Here is a 14,776-nt window from a genome sequence, read left to right on the forward strand (position 1 = left end):
TCTCAGGCGAACGGCCCGACCTGGCCGGGGATCCCGGGGCGCGGCGCGGGCTCCGCCTCTGCGGCGAGGTCGAGGTCGCGGGTCTCCGGCGCGATGGCCAGGCCCAACGTGGTGACGGCCAGGGCGATGACCACGTAGATCGACACCGCGACCGTGGTCTGGTACGTCTGGAACAGCTGGAGCGCGATGATCGGCGCCAGCGCGCCGCCCACGATGCCGGCCACCTGATAGCCCATGGAGGCCCCGCTGTAACGCAGCCGGGTGCTGAACAGCTCGGCGATGAACGCGGCCTGCGGCCCGTACATCGCGGCGTGCGTGATCAGCGCGACCACTGCGGCCAGCGCGATCAGCGGGAACGACTTCGTTTCGAGCAGTGGGAAGAACGCGAACACCCACACCGCCGCGCCCACGACGCCCGCGAAGTAGACCGGCCGCCGCCCCACCCGGTCCGACAGCGCCCCGAACAGCGGGATCAGCGCCAGCTGCAGCGCCGAGCCGACGAGGACCGCGTTCAACGCGTACGAGCGCGGCAGGTCCAGCTGACCGGTGATGTAGACGATGATGTACGCGGTGAAGGTGTAGAACGCCACGTCCACCCCGATCCGCGCGGTGAAGGCCGACAGCAGCGCGCGCGGGTGCGTCCGCAGCACCTCAAGCAGCGGCATCTTCGCCTTGGCGCCCTGCTGCTCGACCTCGGCGAACAACGGCGACTCGGTGATCTTCAGCCGCACCCACAGGCCCACGAACACCAGGGCGCCCGACAGCAGGAACGGCACCCGCCAGCCCCACGACAGGAACGCCGCGTCCGACTGGACGAACGACAGCAGCGTGAGCAGTCCGGTCGCCAGCACGTACCCGGCAGGCACGCCGACCTGCGGCCAGCTCGCGTTGAACCCGCGCCGCCGCCCGTCGCCGTGCTCCAGCGACATGATCACCGCGCCGCCCCACTCGCCGCCGAGCCCGAGTCCCTGAACGAAGCGCAGCAGCGCCAGCAGGATCGGCGCGATCACGCCCACGCTCGCGTAGCCGGGCAGCACGCCGATGAGGAACGTCGAGACGCCCATCACCAGCAGCGTCACCACCAGCACGGTCTTGCGGCCCACCCGGTCGCCGAAGTGGCCGAACACCACGCCGCCCAGCGGCCTGGCGACGAACGCCACGGCATTGGTGGTCAGCGACGCCAGCGTCGCGTTGAACGGGTCGAGCCCGGGGAAGAACAACTTGGGAAGACCAGCGTCGCGGCCGTGGTGTAGAGGAAGAAGTCGTACCACTCCAGCGACGTGCCGATCAGGCTGGCGAGGATCACCCGCCGGGTCTGTTGCGCGGAGCTTGACATCGATTGCTCCTAAGTTGTCGAGGGGGAGATAGTTTCAACATAAGAATCGTTGAACAATTCGACAAGAGGTTTGCTCCATGATTCCCTGTTAAATGTGGATGACGTCGTCGCTGATCTCTCCCAGGACCGGCCCCGGCTGGGACGCAGCAGCACGGCCGAGCGGGTGGCCGACATCCTGCGCGACCGCATCAGCGAGGGTTTCTTCCGCCCCGGCCAGCGGTTGTCGGAGGAGGCCATCTCCGAAGGGCTCGGCGTGTCACGCAACACGCTGCGGGAGGCGTTCCGGCTGCTCGGGCACGAGCGGCTGCTCGACCACAAGCTCAACAGGGGCGTGTTCGTGCGCCTGCCGTCCGTCGAGGACGTGCTCGACCTCTACCGGGTGCGCCGCGTGCTGGAGGGCGCGGCGGTGCGCCGTCCGGCGCCGCCGCGGGCGCTGACCGTGGTCAGAGAGGCCATGCGGGACGCCGAGCGGGCCGCCGCCAAGGATGACTGGCTGGGGGTCGGCACCGCCAACATCCGCTTCCACCAGGCGCTCGTGTCGCTCAACGACAGCCCCAGGATCGACGAGCTCATGCGCCAGCTGCTGGCCGAGCTGCGCCTCATCTTCCACGTGATGGAGAACCCGCGGGCCTTCCACGAGCCGTTCGTCGACCGCAACCGCACGCTGCTCGAGCTGATCGAGGCCGGCAAGCCGGAGGAGGCCGCGGCCTATCTGGACGACTATCTGGACCACGCGCAAGAGCTGCTCGTCCACGCCTACGAGCCGAACCGCTAACGTTTCCGCATGGACCGGATCTTCACCGTCGACGAGGCCCGCGCCCTGCTGCCCGGTGTCATCGAGGACGCCCGCGTGGTGATCGCCGCCCGCGCCGACCTCGCCGAGATCACCGTCGACCGGCAGGCCAGAGGCGGCTCCGAGCTCGGCGGCATTCCCGAGATGAAGGCGCTCGAGGCCCGCATCGAGGAGATCCTCAGCGGGTGGACCGGTTTGGGGATCGAGGTCAAGGGCATCGCGCCGGTGCTGGTCGACTTCCCTGCGGTGCTCGATGAGGTGTCGGTGCGCCTGTGCTGGATCGAGGGGGAGCGGGAGCTCGCCTGGTACCACCGTACGGACCTGGGCTTCGCCGGCCGCCGTCCGCTCCCCTAGCCTTCGCGCTGGACGAGGACGCGGTCGGCGTGGTGGCCGCGCGAGCCGGCGGCATCGACGTCTCGTTCAACGCCGACCGGTTCGAGCCCGGCCCGCGATGCGATCATCCGCGCCGACGGCCCGCGGGGGTCACTTCTTCGCCTGGCCGGGCGGGATGTCCGTCCCGGCCGGGTTCCCTTCTGGGCCGCCGGCCCGTCCCGGCGGCTCTCCGGTCGGTCCAGGAGGTGTGGGCCGGGCCTCGGCAGGTGTGTCAGAGGGCTTGCCGGGCGAGGTCTTGGCAGATGCGGCCTTGGCCGGTGTCGTCTTGGCGGGCGTCGGCCCCTTGGCCGGTGTCGTCTTGGCAGGCGCGGCCGTCGTGCCGGGCCGCGTAGCCGATTCGCCGGGTCGCGCAGCGGTCTTGCTCCCCCGCGCGGTCGCGCCGACCGCCACCGGCGCCCCCCGACCTGGCGTCGGTCGAACCGTGCCCGTGGGAACGCCGCCCGGCGGCGTGCGCCCGCGACCGTCGGCAGGCGTCGCGCCGCTGACAGGCAGAGCGGTGGGCGCGGCGGTGTCCGGCGTGGGGAGGACCGGCGACGCCGCGGGGCGGGCGCTGAGCGCGGCCGGCGGCGCCGTCGTGTACCCCTCAGGCACGGGCACGCGGTCCAGCGTGGGCGAGCTCCCGGGAATCCCCGCCAGCACGGCGGCCATGGCCAGATGAAGCAGCCCGGCGAGCACTGTGGAGATCCGCACCGCACGCGCCCGCCGCGAGCCCCGCTCACCGGGCGCGTCCTGGGACTGCCCGGTCTCCGGGGCCACGTCCAGGCCCGCGGTGGTCACGATCGGTGAGCCCATGCCGACGCCATGCCGAATCCTCCGCTCGGGAACGATCAACCTTCTGATCTAGACATGGATGAGGGTGACGGTCAAGAGGCCCGCGAGCGCGCGTTCGCCGGACAGCTGTGGCCGATCCGTGACGAACCGGCCACGGCACGTGCGGGTCTAAACGGGTTAACGAAAGGATCACAGCCATGAGGCATCCCTCAGCGACCGCCGCGCTCCTGGCGGCGGCCGTCCTCGGCGGGCTGGGACTCGTACCCGGCGCCGCCCACGCGCGGACCGCGCCCCCGGTGGCCCGCGCCGCCTGGGTCAAGTCCTGCTACGACAAGAAGGAAGGCGACTCCTTCCCCTGCGGCCACTGGCGGCTGCTGTGGCGCGACGGCAAGCAGACGACCGTCCGCGACGCCGCCATCACCACGATCGACGCTGCGGGCGAGGACGTCCGCGAGTCCGGCACGTTCGCGATCAGCGGGGACGGGCGAGTGCTCGCCTACGAACGGGCCGGCGACCACCGCCTGGTCGTCCGCTCGGCCGCCGGCGGCCCGGCGACGGTGCTGCCCAAGTCGTCGGTGCCCAAGGGCGTCGGCACCGACGAGATCGGCGTCGAGCTGTCACCCGCGGGGGACAAGGTGCTGATCGACTATCTGGACGATCCCACCCATCTGCCCACCAAGGTCATCACGGTCGCCACCGGCAAGATCACCACGCTGCCCGCCGCGGACACGATTCTCGGCTTCAGCGGCGACGGCGACGAGGTGCTGGCCACCCGTCTCCAGCGCGACAACACCACGGCCATGTACGCCTACCGCCTCGACGGCGGCGCCCCCATCACGAGCACGCCTCCCCAGGTCGTCGCGAACGCCCTCGCGCACGCGCTGGCCCCTGACGGCAAGACCGTGGCGACGTTCACGACGGGTGACACGCACACGAAGCGGCCGCCCAGGGTGCGGATCTACGACCTGGAGACCGGGGATCTCTCGGCCGCCGCCGACCTGCCCGTCAGTCCCGGCGCGGTGCCGTACGGTCCGTGGTGGAGCGCGGACGGGCGGCTCAACGTGGTCGTGCAGAGCGGCGAGGACGGGCAACCGGCGGTGATACGGGTGCTCACCGTCGACCCGCAGTCCCGGGAGGCCACGCAGGCCGACACGTACACGATCAGCAAGACCAGGCACGCCTACTTCGCCGCGGGGGAGTGATCCACATGAGAACCAAGATCTTCGCGACCCTCGTCGTCGCGTTCGCCGCCCTGGCGACGGCCCCGGCGGTGGCGCACGCCGATCCGCACCACGACAGCATCAGGTACGCCTCCATCAAGAGCTGCGCGGACAAGGACGAGCAGCCCCGGCCGTGCGGCGGCTGGCGGCTCGTCATGCACGGCGGCGCGCAGATGACGCTGCGCGACGCGCAGGGGGTCGCCCTCGACGCCAAGGGCAGGCCCACCCGCGACTTCCCGGCGCCCATCGCGGTCAGCGGGAACGGGCAGCGGGTCGCGTACCTCACCAAGACCGGCAGGCTCGCCGTGCGGACGCTCGGCGGCGGCGTCATACTGCTGCCCAAGGACGCGCTGCCGCGGGTCGGCCAGAACGAGACGACGCTGGTCCTCTCCGACGACGGCGGCCGGCTGGCCGCCGTCTTCAGCAACAAGCCCCGCGCCACCCTCGTCTTCGACACCGCCACCGGCGACCGGCTCGGCACCCTGCCGTCCGACCTGGGCCTGCAGGGCTTCAGCGCCGACGGCGACGAGGTCCTCGCCACCTTCGAGGACGACGAGTCCGTCACCGACCTGATCGTCTACAGCGACGCGGGCGAGCGGCTGCATCGCGCCACGCCGCCGCAGGTCGTCGCGGCAAACGGGCCGCAGGCGCTGGCCGCCGACGGGCGTACCGTGGCGAACCTCGTGCAGGGGGACAAGCCGGAGCTGGTGCTGTACGACCTGGAGTCCGACCAGGTCACCGATCGCAAGAAGATCAAGCTGCCGGCCGGCGACCTCGACATGATCGACTGGACGGGGGACACCCAGGTGACCCTCCACCTGACCCGCCACCTGTCGAACTCCACCAAGGTGACGATCGTCCAGATCGACACCCGGACCGGCGCGGCCACGATCAGGGACCGCTACACGGTGCTGAAGGACACCTTCGTGTTCGCGGCGTGCGGCGGCTGACCCACGCGCCGACCGGCTCCTCGCTCACCTGAAGCCGGCGGCCACGCGTTCACGCCGAGCTGGTGATGACCGCGAAACGGGCGCCGTGCGGGTCGGTCAGGAACGCCATGCGCCCGACGTCCTCCACGCTCATCGACGGAGCCCGCACCGTGCCGCCGAGCTGCTGCGCCATGGCCACCGTGGCGTCGCAGTCCGGCACCTCGAAGTAAGGCAGCCAGTGCGGGGTGTCGCCCGGCTCCAGCTGGGCGAGCCCGGCCATGGACGTCTCCTCGCCGCCCCCGGCGGGGGAGACCACGGGGTAGGACAGGTCGCCCATCGGCAGATCACGGATGGACCAGCCGAAGACGGCCTGGTAGAAGGAGCGCGCGGCGGCGAGGTCGGGGACGTAGAGCTCCGCCCAGGCGAGCGAACCCGGCTCCGTGACCATCCCGAGCCCCTTGGTCTCGCCCGGCTGCCACACGGCGAACCTGGCCCCCGCCGGATCCGCGAACACCGCCATCCGGCCCTGCCCCTCGATGTCGCGCGGCGGCGCGACCACCGTGCCGCCCGCCTGCTCGATCGTCTTGGCGGCGGTGTCGGCGTCGGGGGTCCGGAAGTACGTCAGCCAGGCCGCGGCCGGGTTGTCCTCGGTGGCGTGGCTGATCCCGGCGACCGTCTTGCCGTCGACCTGGCAGAGGCGGTAGTCCCTGTGCTCAGGCCCGAGCGTGATCGACTGCCAGCCGAACAGCCCGGTGTAGAAGGCCGCGCAATGGTCGACGTCGGGGCTGTTGACGTCGATCCAGCAGGGGGTGCCCGGCAGGTAGTGGGTGGTGAGCATGGCGTTGGTCCTTCGCGTGACGAAGCGGTGGGTGGCCTCCTCACCTCACGGCGCGGTCTGAGGGCGACGCCACTCGTGTCCGGCGCCTGCCAGCCTGGCATGGCGCGCCGGCGAAAGCGACCTTCTCATACTGTCGAATATGTGTTTGAACCATGGCCTACACTCGGCACTATGACAGCCGCGTTCCAAGCATCTCTGCTGGGTCTGGACGAAGAGCTCGGCGTCGGGCTGCTCGGCGCCGCCGTCCGCAGGACGCAGCTCGCCCACGGCGCCTGGATCGATCTGCGGCAGGGCTGGCTGTCGGGTGCCGACACGTTGTTCGAGCGGCTCGCCGAGGTGGTGCCGTGGCGGGCCGAGCGGCGGCGGATGTACGACCGGGTGGTGGACGTGCCCCGGCTGCTGAAGTTCTACGACGAGGACGAGACCCTGCCGGACCTGGTGCTCGACGACGCCCGGCGCGCGTTGAACGCCCATTACGGCGAGGAGCTCGGGGAGCCGTTCCGCACGGCCGGGCTCTGCTTCTACCGGGACGGCCGTGACAGCGTGGCCTGGCACGGGGACACGATCGGCCGGGGGAGCACCGAGGACACGATGGTGGCGATCGTCTCGGTCGGCTGCCCCAGGCCCCTCCTGCTCCGTCCGCGCGGCGGCGGCCCCTCGATCCGGCGCGACCTCGGCCACGGGGATCTGATCGTGATGGGCGGCAGCTGCCAACGCACGTGGGAGCACGCCATCCCGAAGACGACCCGCCCCACGGGGCCGCGCATCAGCATCCAGTTCCGTCCCCGCGGCGTCCGCTGACCTCAGCGGGCGCCGCCCGCGCGGCACCGTGCCCGCGCAGGCAGCACTTGCTCGGCGGGGCGGGCTCACTGCCGGACGGCCCCACCGCGACAGCGGCGAACGGCGGGTCCGGCAGCCACGTCACCCCGACCGGTACGCCGGAGGCGGCGCGGCGGCGGGCTGCCAGGTGGCGCCGCCGTCCCTGGTCACCGCTCCCGCGCTGGGTGACTGCTGGTCCGGCCGGAAGTCGCCGCCGGCCAGCCACACGTCCCGGCCGCCGGGCCGTGACCAGGCACTGCCCGCTCGCCGCGAACCCGGCCTCGCCCGGCAGCGCCTCCGGCATGCCGTCAGAAGGCAGCACCCGCCAGCTCCGCCCACCGTCCTCCGTGGCCAGGATCCGGAACCTGCCGTCCACGGGGTCGCTCATGGCCAGCCCGTGCCGGGGATCGAAGAACGCCAGGCAGTCGTAGAACGCCCGAGGCTCGTCGTTCCTGAACGTCTCCGTCCAGGTCTGTCCGCCGCCCTCCGTACGGTAGACCCGCGAGTCCGTGCCCTCGCCGATGGACAGCGCCACGGCCCGGCGCGCGTCGAACGCCTCGATGTCGCGGAACTGCAGGGCGGCGACACGTTCTGCCAGGTCCGGCCGCCGTCCACGGTCCTCAGCACCGTGCCGCCCGAACCGGAGGCCCAGACCACGTCGCGGCTCGCCGGGCGTCAGGCGGACTGGCGGCTCGCGCCCCAGGTCAGCAACTCCTCGGCCGTGGCGAAGCGGCGGCTGGAGTCGGACTCCCCGAGCAGTACGCCCACCAGGCGCCGCCCGTCCTGCTCACTCGCGAACGCCAGGCAGAACCCGGCCGCCCGGGTGAACCCGGTCTTCAGCCCGATCGCGTCCGGCGCCGTCCGCAGGAGCCGGTTGGTGTTGCGCCAGCTGTACGAGCGGTGCTCACCGTTGGCGTCCAGCGAGTGGTACCGGGTGCCGGCCGTCTCCTTGATCAGCGGGAGCTCCAGCGCCTTGGCGGCCAGCAGGGCCTGGTCGCGCGCGGTGGAGTAGCCGTCGCCGCCCGGCATGGGGAGGCCGTCGGCGTTGACGTACCGGGTGTCGGTCATGCCGAGCCCGCGGGCGGTCGCGTTCATCTTGGCGACGAAGCCGCCGACGCCGGGGCCGTAGGTGCGGGCCAGGGCGTGCGCGGCGTCGGCTCCGGAGGGCAGCATCAGGCCGTACAGGAGCTCGTCCACCGTGAGGCGGTCGCCGGCGCGCAGGTCCGCGGTGGTGCCGCCGCCGTCCTCGGCGTAGGTGACGTCGGCGGGAGCGATCTCGACCACGTCCGTCGGCTTGGCGGTCTTCAGCACGACATAGGCCGTCATCGTCTTGGTGAGGCTGGCGATCGGCATGCGCTCGGCGCTGTTGTCCTCGAACAACACCTCGCCGGAGGAGGCGTCGAGCAGGTAGGCGGCGCGGCCGTACACCGTGGGGGCGTCGACGGCGGTGACGGGAAGGAGCGGCGACGCGCTCGCGTGTGCGGGCGCGGCGAGCCCTGTGACCAGGGCGACAATGCCTGCCAAGGCAGCCAGGATGGCATTCCGGGTACGCATTGACCCAGACTGCACCGCCCTTGAAGGTGCTTTTGCCGATATAAGCGAAATTAAGGGATAAAACGCCCAAGAAGGCCGATAGCCTCGCGGATTCCGATAGGTAGATCTTTCGGGGAATGTCTAAAGAAACCGCGCTCTACCTGCTGCCGCTCCAGAAACTGTCCGTCACGCGCTCGCCCTGCATCAGCTCAGAGAACAAATCCTCCCACAAGGGCATCACGAGTTCCGGCGCGTACGCCCGAGACGTTTTCGCCGCCTCTTTCCCCATTCGCACCCGCAGCTGACGATCCGCGAGGACTCGCTTCAGCGCCTCGGCCAGCGCGTCCACGTCCCGGGGTGGCACCAGCACCCCGTCCACGCCGTCGCTCAGCACGTCCCGGGGCCCGGTCGGGCAGTCGAACGCCACCACCGGCAGCGCGTGCGTCATGGCCTCGATCATCACCATGGGCAGCCCCTCGAACCGCGAGCTCAGCGCGTACACGGAGGCCTCGGTCAGCTCCCGTTCCAGCCGGTCGGTACGCCCGGGCAGCGCCACGTGCTCGCGCAGACCGTACTGCTCGACGAGCCCGCTCAGCTGGCTCTTGCGCGGCCCGGTGCCGAAGATGCGCAGCCGCCAGTCCGGATGCTCGGCCACCACTTGGGCGAAGGCCGCGATGAGCAGGTCGAACCCCTTCTGCGGCACCAGCTGGCCGGCCGCGACCACGACGGGATTGGCCTGGCGGGAACGTTTCTGATCGACCCTGTGCACGGCGTTCGGGATCTGCACGATCGGCGTCGCGGGGAGCAGCCGCTGGTATTCGAGCCGGTTCGTCCCCGTCAGCACGGTGATCGCGTCGAACCGCCCGTAGTGGCGGGCGATCTCCCTGCGGATGGTGTCGGGGTAGGCCGACAGGTTCATGTGCTCCTGGGCGACCCTGATGACGCTCTTGGGGGTACGGCGGGCGGAGATCAGGTTCAGCGCCGGCCGGGTGGTGACCAGGATGCCGTCGCGCAGCTTGGCGCAGTAGTCCATGGCCGCCCATTCCACCCGCTCGGTGAAGTAGTCGGCCGCGAACTCGCCCCGTGGCACGACCTTGCCGCGTACCCGGCGCCAGGCCCTGCGCCCGATGGAGTCGGGCCGGCGCCCACCACGCTGGTCCACCAGCGTGGTGATCGTGATCCGCGGGTCCAGCGCGAACCGCGGCCTGTCGCGCCGGCGTACCACGCTGACCAGCTCCACCTCGTGTCCCGCCGCGGCCATCGCGTTCGCCTGGTTGACGATCGTGCGAATGGTGCCGCCCATGCCGTACGCGTGCAGCATGAGATAGCGGATCTTCACGAGATGTACCCCCAGGTACGGGAAATCGGCTTGAGCGCGTCCGGGATCTCGTGCTCGGCGGGCAGTTCGCGGGCGGGCTGGACGGTGCCGGATCGGATCTTGTCGCGCCAGTCGCCGAGCCCTTTCTGGATCACGCTCTGCTTGCCGTAGGAGAGCATCTCCGGCTCCCACTCCAGGCCCAGGAACGCGCAGATCTCCCGGGTGACGCGCTCCGGCTCGGCGCTGAGCTCCTCGTACTTGACGGTCAGGCCGGGCAGCGCCTTCCTGGCCCGCTGCACGGCCTTCATGTACCGCAGCGCGTCCAGCGCGGCCTCGTCGGCCGTGCGCTTGTCGGGGCTGGCCTCGTGCCAGGACGTGGCGATCGAGGCGGGGTGGCGCAGCAGGAAGATGAAGCGGGCGTCGGGCCAGCACGTCGCGATGCGCTGGTAGACGAAGGCATTCGCGGGTGTCTTGTCCACGACGTGCTGTTTGCCGCTGCGGACCAGCTCCCGGTGCAGGACGCGGTCCCACAGCAGATGCTCCAGATCGGCCTGGTTGTGGCCGAGCGCCGCCATCGCCTTCGACGCCAGGCTCGTCTCGAAACTCACCTTCAGGCGTCGTACGTGCAACTCATGAGGAGCGTGCAGCGCCGAGTGGGCGTTCAGTATCGACCGCAGGAGCGTCGAGCCGGACCGCACGGGGGACAGGAGGAACACGGGGGCTTCGAGCAGCCGGTCGGTCAGCGGATCCGCGGGCGGTCGGACGTCGGGAACGGGAGGGGCCGACGGCTCTTTCCCGGCCCGTTCGATCTGGAATCCGGTGAACCTGACCAGCGCTTTGTTCACCTTGCGCTGCCAGTTCATGCCGAGCGAGACTACCGTCACTTCCTGGCAATTGCCTGGCAAGAATTCAGTTCCGTGGTCAGCGCGGTGGTCTTACCTCGCGGTGGCGCACCGCCGCGCCGCCGCCACGGCCTCTCGGCCCCGCTGGGTCAGGTGCACCCGGCGGATCCGGGCGTCGCGCGGGTCGGCCAGGCGCTCCACACCTCCAGCAGCACCCCAACGTGGACCTCGCCGTCCGCTACCACGAGGCGGTGTCCCGGGGAGAGAGCGCCGACCTCTTCATCCACCCGGACGCCGTGCACCACGAGCTGCCCAACGCGCTGTTCCCCGACGGCGTGGTCCGCGACCTGGACGGCCTGCGGGCGGCGGCCGAGCGTGGCCGCACCACGATCCGCGACCAGCGCTTCGACGTGCTCAACGCGGTGGCGTACGAACGCCTGCCGCGGTCCTGACCCGCCCGCCGCCGCATCACGGCGTCGCCGTTCCTCGCCTGCTCAACGGCGTGCGCCCACCGCGGCGAGATCGCTGACGGACGTCACTGGCCGGCCAGGCCGGTGTGCGCGACGCCGCGGACGATCTGCCGCTGGAACAGCACGAACACCACGAGCAGCGGCAGCCCGGCCAGCACGACGGACGCCATGATCTGCGCGTACCGCAGGCCGAAGGTGCCCTGTACGACGTTGGCCAGCCCCACCGGCAGCGTCATCGTGTTCGGGTCGGTGGAGACCAGGAACGGCCACAGGAAGTTGTTCCATGTGGTGATGAACGTGAAGATCGACACCGCGGCCAGCACGGGCCGCGACAGCGGCAGCACGATCGTGAAGAACACCCGCCAGCGCCCCGCCCCGTCCACGAACGCGGCCTGCTCCAGCTCCGGCGGCACGTCCTGGAAGAACTTGTACAGGACGTACACGATCAGCGGCGCGGCCACCTGCGGCAGGATGATCGCCCACCACGTGTCGACCAGCCCGAGCGCGACCATCTCCGCGAACAACGGCGCGATCAGCACCTGCGGCGGCACCATGATCCCGGCCAGGATGACCGCCAGCAGCGCCCGCTGGCCGCGGAACTGCGTCCGCGCGAACCCGTAGGCCGCCATCGCGGAGAACAACACGGTCAGGAACGTAGTGATCACCGCGGTCACGGTGGAGTTGATCGCCCACTTGACGATGCCGCCGGTGCCCAGGACCAGCTGGTAGGAGTCCAGGGTGATCGCGCTGCCGATCCACTCCAGCGGGATCTTCGTGGTCTCGGACTCGGGCTTGAGCGAGACGGCGACGGCCCAGGCGATGGGCGCCAGCCAGATGATCGCCAGCGCCAGCGCCACCACCAGCAGGATGAGCTGGCTGATGCTGAACCGCTTGGTCATGACGAGCCCTCCGCGCGCTTGCGGAACAGCCGCAGCTGTGCCAAGGAGACGATGACGATGATGGCGAACAGGATGTACGACACGGCCGAGGCGTAACCGATGCGGTAACCGGTGAAGCCCATGTCGTAGGCGTACTCGATGATCGGCCTGGTGGAGTCCTCGGGGCCGCCGCCGGTCATGAGATAGATCTGGTCGAAGACCTTCAACGACGCGAGCAGCTGCAGTACCACGATCAGCGCGGTCGTGCGGCCGAGCAGCGGCAGCGTGATGGAGCGCATCTTGTCCCAGGCGGAGGCGCCGTCGATGGCGGCGGCCTCGTACAGGTGCTGGGGGATGGACTGCAGGGCGGCCAGGTAGAGCAGGAAGTTGAAGCCGACCGTCCACCAGACCGTGGTCAGCACCACCGAGAACATGGCGGTCGACGGGTCGGTCAGCCAGGTGAACTCGGTGCCGAGCGTGCCGTTGATCAGGCCGTAGTCGGGCGGGTAGATCATCTGCAGCCAGAGGATCGACACCACGGCCGACGGCAGCAGGAACGGCCCGAAGAACGACAGCCGCCAGAGCCACTGCACGAACCGCAGATGGTGCACCAGCAACGCGAACCCGAGACCGAGCAGCACCAGCGGGACCGTGCTCAGCACGGTGAAGACCACCGTGTTCCAGAGCGAGCGCCACATGCGCGGGTCGGCGAACGCCTCGGCGTAGTTGTCGAACCCGACGAGGTTGTCGTTGGTGCCGGCGATGTTGACGCTCGACATGCTCATCCGCAGGCCCTGCACGGTCGGCCAGACCAGGAAGGCCACGTAGATGAGCAGGAAGGGCGCGACGAACAGCAACCCGTGCTGGGTCCAGCTGCGCCGGACCTTGGCCTCGGTGGCGGCAGGGGTCGCGGCGGCGGGGGCGGCGACGGTGGTGGTCATCATCGCTCCTGGTCGGGGAAGGGGTTCGGGGCCGACAGGAGCCGGTTCAGCGAGGCCTTGGCCGCGGCCAGGCCATCTTCCGGCGTGCGTTCACCGCTGATCACCGGGGAGAACGCCTCCCCGAACTCGATCCACATCCGCGACGCCGACCCGGCGAACCACACCTGGGGATCGAGCGCGACCTCGGTGATGACGGAGCGGTACTCCGACTGGGGCTGCAGCGCGAGGTAGTCGGGCTCCTCCAGGGCGGGCAGGTACGCGGGCACGTGACCGGCGACCGCCCAGTCGGCGCTGTTCTTGACGAGGTAGGCGATGAAGCGGTAGGTGGCCCGCTCGACCTCGGGATCGCGGAAGCGCTGGTGCGGCAGGACGAACGCGTGGCAGTCGGCCTGCGCCGCGCCTGTGCCGAAGACGCTCGGGAAGCGGGTCATGCTGAACGGCGTCTTGCGTTCCTTGAGCCCGGTGGTCTCCCAGTCGCCGTTCCACAGGAAGGCCGACTGGCCGTTGGTGAAGCTGGCCACGGAGGCGCCGTAGTCGGTGCGCGGGTCGCACAGCCCTTCCTGGCCGAGCTGGGCCATGAGCCGCAGCGCCTGCAGCGCCTTCTGGTCGTCGATGGTGATCGTGACGCCGTCGTCCGCCAGCAGGGTGCCGCCGCTCTGCGGATAGAGCGAGAACCACACCCGCCAGGGACCCACGGTGCCCAGGCCCAGCGCGTCGAAGACCAGCGGCGGCTTGCCGCCCAGCGTCTCCTTGGCCTTGCGTAGCATGGCCAGCAGCTCGTCCTGGTTGCGGGTGGGCAGCAGCTTGCCGTCCGAGCCGAGCAGTCCCGCCCGGCCGCAGATGTCGGTGTTGTAGTACTGCACCATCGGATGGGCGTCGAACGGGATCGCGTACAGCACACCGTCGAGGTGGGCGCGTTCCCAGATCGGCGGGCTGAAGTCGGCGGCGCGCAGGCCGGCCTCCTCCAGCAGTTTCACGTTGATGGGGTCGAGGATGGCGCCGGCGCCGATCCCGGCCAGCCGGGCCAGGTGGAAGGTGGCCAGGTCGGGCGACCGCCCGCCGGAACCGGCCATGGCGATCTTGGTGTAGTAAGGCTCGCCCCAGGCGAGCACGTTCTCTTCGACGAAGGTGTTCGGGTTGTCCTTGGCGAACGCCGAGACCATCTGGTTCATGATGATGCCGTCGCTCGCACCGAGGAAGTGCCAGTACTGGACGCGGGTCTGAGCGGAGCCGAGCCCTACCGGGATGGCGCATCCGGCGGCCGCGGCGCCGGCCAGCGCCAAGCTGCCGCCGAGGAGGCTCCGGCGGGTGACTTTGGGGGGATCTTGCACGGTTGCCTCGATGTTTCGTCGGGGTTACCCGAGTGTTAGCGGTAACACAAAAGATGTCAAGGCTCTGATCGCAACCCGTTTTCGTGATCGCACGACCTTGACCGGCCCCGCTGATAACGCTAACAATCTGAGCGAAGTAACGCCCGCGAAACAGGAGCCACCTTCGTGCATCAGGCCCAGCTCACGATCGATCCCGCGTTCAAAGTCGCTCCGGTCCGCCGGCGTACGTTCGGCACGTTCGTCGAGCACCTCGGGCGCTGCGTCTACACCGGCATCTACGAGCCGGGGCACCCGACGGCCGACGAGGACGGCTTCCGCCGCGACGTGCTGGACCTGACCAGGGAGCTGGGCGTCTCCACGGTCC

The 14,776-nt window shown here is 70.4% G+C and carries 17 protein-coding genes and 1 pseudogene; 7 read left to right on the top strand and 11 right to left on the bottom strand.

Annotated elements, in window-relative coordinates; translation table 11 throughout:
- Window positions 1-2 precede the first annotated feature (2 nt).
- Entirely contained in the window at window positions 3-1,220 is a 1,218-nt protein-coding gene (locus ACTWQA_RS13440; protein ID WP_443159553.1) for an MFS transporter, read from the bottom strand.
- Window positions 1,172-1,336, bottom strand: coding sequence for a hypothetical protein (locus ACTWQA_RS13445; protein WP_443159554.1), 165 nt, complete (start codon window positions 1,334-1,336; stop codon window positions 1,172-1,174). Before ACTWQA_RS13445 ends, ACTWQA_RS13440 begins: the two co-directional genes overlap by 49 nt.
- A gap of 94 nt (window positions 1,337-1,430) precedes the next feature.
- On the opposite strand from ACTWQA_RS13445, the gene ACTWQA_RS13450 reads away from it, so the two are divergent.
- A complete protein-coding gene (locus ACTWQA_RS13450) occupies window positions 1,431-2,111 on the top strand; it encodes a GntR family transcriptional regulator (RefSeq protein ID WP_443159555.1) in 681 nt (226 codons plus the stop codon).
- Between the two features lie 9 nt (window positions 2,112-2,120).
- Window positions 2,121-2,483, top strand: a complete 363-nt coding sequence (locus ACTWQA_RS13455) for a DUF2203 domain-containing protein (protein ID WP_443159556.1) — start codon at window positions 2,121-2,123, stop codon at window positions 2,481-2,483.
- Between the two features lie 129 nt (window positions 2,484-2,612).
- Here the strand turns inward: ACTWQA_RS13455 and ACTWQA_RS13460 are convergent, their stop codons facing one another.
- The gene (locus ACTWQA_RS13460) at window positions 2,613-3,314 is read right to left on the bottom strand and encodes a hypothetical protein (protein WP_443159557.1); all 702 of its coding nucleotides are present in this window, start codon (window positions 3,312-3,314) and stop codon (window positions 2,613-2,615) included.
- Between the two features lie 176 nt (window positions 3,315-3,490).
- Here ACTWQA_RS13460 and ACTWQA_RS13465 point away from each other — a divergent pair, with 176 nt between their 5' ends.
- Window positions 3,491-4,495 carry a TolB family protein gene (locus ACTWQA_RS13465; RefSeq protein WP_443159558.1) on the top strand — a complete coding sequence of 335 codons (1,005 nt, stop codon included), beginning with the start codon at window positions 3,491-3,493 and terminating at the stop codon, window positions 4,493-4,495.
- 5 nt (window positions 4,496-4,500) lie between these two features.
- Entirely contained in the window at window positions 4,501-5,463 is a 963-nt protein-coding gene (locus ACTWQA_RS13470) for a hypothetical protein (protein ID WP_443159559.1), read from the top strand.
- A 49-nt stretch (window positions 5,464-5,512) separates the two neighbouring features.
- On the opposite strand, the gene ACTWQA_RS13475 is transcribed toward ACTWQA_RS13470, so the two are convergent.
- The gene (locus ACTWQA_RS13475; protein WP_443159560.1) at window positions 5,513-6,280 is read right to left on the bottom strand and encodes a VOC family protein; all 768 of its coding nucleotides are present in this window, start codon (window positions 6,278-6,280) and stop codon (window positions 5,513-5,515) included.
- A 171-nt stretch (window positions 6,281-6,451) separates the two neighbouring features.
- Here ACTWQA_RS13475 and ACTWQA_RS13480 point away from each other — a divergent pair, with 171 nt between their 5' ends.
- The gene (locus tag ACTWQA_RS13480; protein ID WP_443159561.1) at window positions 6,452-7,081 is read left to right on the top strand and encodes an alpha-ketoglutarate-dependent dioxygenase AlkB; all 630 of its coding nucleotides are present in this window, start codon (window positions 6,452-6,454) and stop codon (window positions 7,079-7,081) included.
- Here the strand turns inward: ACTWQA_RS13480 and ACTWQA_RS13485 are convergent.
- From ACTWQA_RS13485 to ACTWQA_RS13500, 4 genes are all read right to left on the bottom strand, one after another.
- Window positions 7,047-7,634 (bottom strand): WD40/YVTN/BNR-like repeat-containing protein, encoded by a 588-nt coding sequence (locus ACTWQA_RS13485; RefSeq protein ID WP_443159562.1) that lies wholly within the window; start codon window positions 7,632-7,634, stop codon window positions 7,047-7,049. The two genes, ACTWQA_RS13480 and ACTWQA_RS13485, sit on opposite strands and share 35 nt — an antisense overlap.
- Window positions 7,635-7,774: 140 nt before the next feature.
- The gene (locus ACTWQA_RS13490) at window positions 7,775-8,623 is read right to left on the bottom strand and encodes a D-alanyl-D-alanine carboxypeptidase family protein (protein WP_443159563.1); all 849 of its coding nucleotides are present in this window, start codon (window positions 8,621-8,623) and stop codon (window positions 7,775-7,777) included.
- Window positions 8,624-8,789: 166 nt separating this feature from the next.
- On the bottom strand, window positions 8,790-9,971 hold the full coding sequence (locus ACTWQA_RS13495; RefSeq protein ID WP_443159564.1) for a glycosyltransferase family 4 protein: 1,182 nt from the start codon (window positions 9,969-9,971) through the stop codon (window positions 8,790-8,792).
- Complete coding sequence (locus ACTWQA_RS13500; RefSeq protein WP_443159565.1) at window positions 9,968-10,813, bottom strand: sulfotransferase family protein; 846 nt, start codon at window positions 10,811-10,813, stop codon at window positions 9,968-9,970. Before ACTWQA_RS13500 ends, ACTWQA_RS13495 begins: the two co-directional genes overlap by 4 nt.
- A 200-nt stretch (window positions 10,814-11,013) precedes the next feature.
- Between ACTWQA_RS13500 and ACTWQA_RS13505 the strand changes: the two genes are divergently transcribed.
- The gene (locus tag ACTWQA_RS13505) at window positions 11,014-11,244 is read left to right on the top strand and encodes a hypothetical protein (protein WP_443159566.1); all 231 of its coding nucleotides are present in this window, start codon (window positions 11,014-11,016) and stop codon (window positions 11,242-11,244) included.
- Between the two features lie 83 nt (window positions 11,245-11,327).
- Here ACTWQA_RS13505 and ACTWQA_RS13510 read toward each other — a convergent pair whose 3' ends face one another.
- From ACTWQA_RS13510 to ACTWQA_RS13520, 3 genes are read right to left on the bottom strand one after another with little or no spacing between them, the layout of a single operon-like run.
- A complete protein-coding gene (locus ACTWQA_RS13510) occupies window positions 11,328-12,161 on the bottom strand; it encodes a carbohydrate ABC transporter permease (protein WP_327580555.1) in 834 nt (277 codons plus the stop codon).
- On the bottom strand, window positions 12,158-13,081 hold the full coding sequence (locus tag ACTWQA_RS13515; protein ID WP_443159576.1) for a carbohydrate ABC transporter permease: 924 nt from the start codon (window positions 13,079-13,081) through the stop codon (window positions 12,158-12,160). The genes ACTWQA_RS13510 and ACTWQA_RS13515 overlap by 4 nt, the downstream gene beginning before the upstream one ends.
- The gene (locus ACTWQA_RS13520; protein ID WP_443159567.1) at window positions 13,081-14,412 is read right to left on the bottom strand and encodes an extracellular solute-binding protein; all 1,332 of its coding nucleotides are present in this window, start codon (window positions 14,410-14,412) and stop codon (window positions 13,081-13,083) included. Before ACTWQA_RS13520 ends, ACTWQA_RS13515 begins: the two co-directional genes overlap by 1 nt.
- A gap of 165 nt (window positions 14,413-14,577) precedes the next feature.
- Here ACTWQA_RS13520 and ACTWQA_RS13525 point away from each other — a divergent pair.
- Window positions 14,578-14,776: pseudogene (locus ACTWQA_RS13525) on the top strand (alpha-L-arabinofuranosidase); the annotation flags it as partial.

This window comes from Nonomuraea sp. 10N515B, from assembly GCF_052245915.1.
Classification (GTDB): Bacteria; Actinomycetota; Actinomycetes; order Streptosporangiales; family Streptosporangiaceae; genus Nonomuraea.